Raw genomic sequence first — 247 nt, 5'->3', positions numbered from 1 at the left:
GGCTATTACCGCTTGCACAACATGCTCTGGTAAACCTACCGACAGCATAAGTTCAATGGCACGCAGCGCAATTAGGCTGGTTTGCTCAGCTGGTTTTGCAATAACGGTATTACCAGTCACAATGGCAGCGGCTACTTGGCCTAAGAAAATAGCTAGCGGGAAGTTCCATGGGCTAATACATAAAATAACACCACGAGCTTCAAAGCGCTCATCTTGCGATAGCTCTTCAGCGCGGGCTGCGTAGTAA

The 247-nt window shown here is 48.6% G+C and carries 1 protein-coding gene; it reads right to left on the bottom strand.

Annotated features, from left to right (window positions below; all coding sequences use genetic code 11):
• Nucleotides 1-247 (bottom strand): aldehyde dehydrogenase family protein (locus AAEY62_RS24015; protein ID WP_350636974.1); only part of this gene is annotated, 247 nt, incomplete at both ends.

Source organism: Pseudoalteromonas sp. GW168-MNA-CIBAN-0100, from assembly GCF_040309225.1.
Lineage (GTDB): Bacteria > Pseudomonadota > Gammaproteobacteria > Enterobacterales > Alteromonadaceae > Pseudoalteromonas > Pseudoalteromonas arctica.
Note: the sequence above shows the minus strand (reverse complement) of the source record. Positions and strands in the feature narration are given on the sequence as shown.